This window comes from Anaerotignum sp., from assembly GCF_031981185.1.
GTDB lineage: Bacteria > Bacillota > Clostridia > Lachnospirales > Anaerotignaceae > Chakrabartyella.
The window spans coordinates 24495-27730 of the sequence record NZ_DALYUL010000033.1; the positions used below are offsets into that span (position 1 = coordinate 24495).

Annotated in this window: 5 protein-coding genes; 1 reads left to right on the plus strand and 4 read right to left on the minus strand. The window is 36.7% G+C overall.

What is annotated here, in order from left to right; all coding sequences use genetic code 11:
• Positions 1 to 682: 682 nt before the first annotated feature.
• The gene (locus tag RTK36_RS14845) at positions 683 to 1024 is read right to left on the minus strand and encodes a helix-turn-helix domain-containing protein (protein ID WP_312048017.1); all 342 of its coding nucleotides are present in this window, start codon (positions 1022 to 1024) and stop codon (positions 683 to 685) included.
• A gap of 202 nt (positions 1025 to 1226) precedes the next feature.
• Here RTK36_RS14845 and RTK36_RS14850 point away from each other — a divergent pair, with 202 nt between their 5' ends.
• Positions 1227 to 1433: a hypothetical protein gene (locus tag RTK36_RS14850; RefSeq protein ID WP_312048018.1), complete on the plus strand. Its 207-nt coding sequence runs from the start codon at positions 1227 to 1229 to the stop codon at positions 1431 to 1433.
• A 19-nt stretch (positions 1434 to 1452) separates the two neighbouring features.
• On the opposite strand, the gene RTK36_RS14855 is transcribed toward RTK36_RS14850, so the two are convergent.
• The 3 genes from RTK36_RS14855 to RTK36_RS14865 form a co-directional block, all read right to left on the minus strand.
• Positions 1453 to 1767, minus strand: a complete 315-nt coding sequence (locus RTK36_RS14855; protein ID WP_312048019.1) for a DUF960 family protein — start codon at positions 1765 to 1767, stop codon at positions 1453 to 1455.
• Between the two features lie 73 nt (positions 1768 to 1840).
• Entirely contained in the window at positions 1841 to 2770 is a 930-nt protein-coding gene (locus tag RTK36_RS14860; protein ID WP_312048020.1) for a recombinase zinc beta ribbon domain-containing protein, read from the minus strand.
• Between the two features lie 11 nt (positions 2771 to 2781).
• Positions 2782 to 3236 (minus strand): hypothetical protein (locus RTK36_RS14865; protein ID WP_312048021.1); only part of this gene is annotated, 455 nt, incomplete at its 5' end.

Below are 3236 nucleotides of genomic sequence, written 5' to 3' on the forward strand. Positions count from 1 at the left end.
TATAAATGAGTATCTAAATAATGCATTTGGAGGGGACAAAAGTTATCGCTAAAAACCCATGTCACAAAATATGTCACGAGGTTAAGAAACGTTGATTTTCCGCCATTTGTAACGACCGATTTTGGGGTTCGATTCCCCTCATCTCCATTGAAAGAACCCTCGAATCAAGCTTTTTTCAGGCTGATTCGAGGGTTTTTTCGTGCCTGAAAATGGGGTTATCAGGTGAATTGAATCTGTTTATGTGCTTTTTATGGTTAGAGAGTCGCTTTTGAGGAAATGCGTTGCGGTTCAGCTTGCTTCCAGTGCAAATTTCCTTGCAAACTCCCCTCTTTTTGGACAGGGGTTCAATTCGACATCCACCACTAGGGAAGCTTTTTCCTTTGGTTCAACATAGCCTAGAAATAGGAGCTTTGCTCTTTTCAGTCCTTCATCGGAACAAATCAACAAAAAATCCAATCACATGTGACACTATGTAGAACCCAATTACTATGCAAATGAAAAATTCTGCTATCATTGCAGTAGAACCAAAATATGCTACTTTAAATAATTGGTGGTAAATTACCCATAGTACAATGCCCACTATGATTGATAGTATTAAAACTACTGTGGTCATAAAAATCCCCCTTTCTTTATTTGATAATTCATAAGAATTTCAAAAATATAATATCTATTTCAAACTTTATTAAAACCGTTCTTCCTTTCGGTTGGCATTGAGCATGTCCAAAATCATTTCAAATACTATTAACATCGTTTTTTTATCCTCAACAGACAACTTCTCTGCCTTTTCATTCCAAATACAGCTTATGTGCTCCGCTTCCTTTAGCTCACAGATGAGGACAGGCAACGGTACTTCCAGCCTACTTCCTATACTTTCTAATGTTTTGATGGAAGCCTTTCTTTGCCCTCGTTCAATCTGACCCACATAGGACACACTTATTCCTATCTGCTCTGCAAATTCTTCTTGGGTTAGGTTCTTCTCCATTCTGAATTCCCTAATTTTGTTGCCTATTTGCTTATAATTCATTTTTTTACACCTCCATACAAATACAGATTTTAAGACAAAATTTGCAAAAATGTAATAGACTGGGAGTAACGATTATTCGCCACTCTCTGCCTATTCACTATTTGTGATTAAAGTGATAATCTTTACTAGAAGTGCTGTTTCGACAAAATTCACTTCCTTATTCTTTACTTAGTTGCTTATGAAATTTAGAAGGAGGAAAATCATGTTAGGAGTTATTGGGATTATTGCAATCATAGGAGCGGTTTTATTAATCAACCATGTCATTGGAGGATTTGGACAAGGGATCGTAGGACTTCTTCAAAAATTCGGCATAGGAAAAACAGGAAGTTATGTATTAGGTTGTTGTCTTTTTTTAGTTCTGCTTGCTTTTTTAAAGCATTTCTTAGCCAGCCGTGGCATATTTGCCTAAGCCAGATTACCTTTTTTCTCTAATACTCGGAAGCAAATAGCATCGTCTCTACCAAAGAATCCTCATGGTGGTCTGTAATGATGTAAATTTTATCTTTTATACAGATTTCAGATTCTAGGCAGTACACAGCACTATACTTAGGCTTTTCTGCTTCATGATGTATCATTTGAAAAGTTTTGGAATTCTTCACAATGGTTGATAGGTGATAGACTTGAAGGTAATCTATGTCCTTCTCTGTAGCTCGTAGATTCATTTGCAGTTCCCACAGAGCAAATTGCAATTGTATAGGAAGGTTTTCTTGTATTCCCTTTGTCATGTATCGTTGTATCTTCATTTTACAGCCTCCTTTTGGACAAAAAAGTACCGTCTATGAACATGAATTCATAGACGGCATTCTGATTTAGCGATTAAACTGCATCTTTATAGTTTTCGTAAATTTTTTTAATACTTTCTTCAACAACGAGGGGCTCAAAACCAGTATTATCCTTATTGGGTACATTGACTTTAAATACCACACGCACCTTATCTTCAAATACAGTTACACGCTCCACATAGCTTTTGATAAATGTTTTGCATTCAGGAAGATTTTTTGTTTTCACAAATTCCCTTGATTTTTCCACCAGTTGAGCAACAATCTGTTCACTAATTTGCAGGTTGTTATTGATGGTCAAATCATGCAAAAGGTTTTCCAAATGCTCTTTTTGTTCCTCCAAGCTTCGCAACTTCCCCCCAACCGTCTCTATAGAAATGCCTGTTTGGCACACAACCTCAAGGGTTTTATCGATTTCACAACTGACCGCTTTCAGCCGCTGTGTTGCAGTGTCTAGGGCTTTTGCATTTTCCTCGTTATTTTCCTTTCTGTACTTATTTAGCATTTCTGTTAGCTTTTGTATAGAGTTTTGATTAAAAAGGTTGTTATACAGCACGTCCAATACAAAATTTTCGATATAAGTCTTATTAAGCTCCCTTCTCTTACAATCTCGCTTTTGGGAACGTCCAGAGCAACGATAAGTAACATATTTTAATTTATTTCTACCACAATACCTCGTGTTGCCGTGCATTGATATACCGCAATCGCCACAATAGATTAAGCCTGACAATATGTATACCTCTTTGGCTTTGAAGCTTCCTCCACGATCTAGGTTTTGGGAAAGAAGAACTTGTACCTTTGCAAAGGTTACGTCATCAATGATTCTTGGCATACCGCCCTCAATACGAATTACTTCCTCCTCTGGATTCAACGAAGGGCGCCTTACCCCATCCATATCTATTTCCTTCTTCAAATTGAAGATGTAAATTCCACGGTATTTTTCGTTAGCTTGTGTCAAGACATACATAAAAAAATAAATTAATCTTTAATGCAATCTTTAAAGTTCCAAACAATTTCAAGACTATTATCTGGAAAAACCTTTATTCTTTGAATTAACTCTGCAACAAGTTGTTGGGTAAGTTCCTGCACTCCTGCATACTTGCCCAAATCTTTTGGTGCGTCATCCTCGCCTGCATAAGTTGAATTCAGCTTTTGTAATAGCTCCATTTTCTCTTCGTCCAGTGCAACCTTCTTTTCACATAGCTCTGCTGTTTTTTCCTTAAAATCTTCTTTTGATAACTTGCCATCTGCCAAATTCTCAAAAAGCAAGGTCTTTTTACAATCAAGCTGTTTCAACTGCTTTTCTAAGCGTTCTACTTCAACTTGAAACCTGTTATTATCGGGCTTACCATTCTTAATCTCCTCAAATACGAACACCCTTATTTGCCTTTGAATTTCAGACAGAACAAAATCCTTTAGCTGTTGTTCATTAA

Bases quoted from the DNA above. Each gene is read 5' to 3' on its own strand.
- RTK36_RS14845 (WP_312048017.1), bottom strand. From the start codon at position 1,024: ATGAATTATAAGCAAATAGGCAACAAAATTAGGGAATTCAGAATGGAG.
- RTK36_RS14850 (WP_312048018.1), top strand. From the start codon at position 1,227: ATGTTAGGAGTTATTGGGATTATTGCAATCATAGGAGCGGTTTTATTA.
- RTK36_RS14855 (WP_312048019.1), bottom strand. From the start codon at position 1,767: ATGAAGATACAACGATACATGACAAAGGGAATACAAGAAAACCTTCCT.
- RTK36_RS14860 (WP_312048020.1), bottom strand. From the start codon at position 2,770: ATGTATGTCTTGACACAAGCTAACGAAAAATACCGTGGAATTTACATC.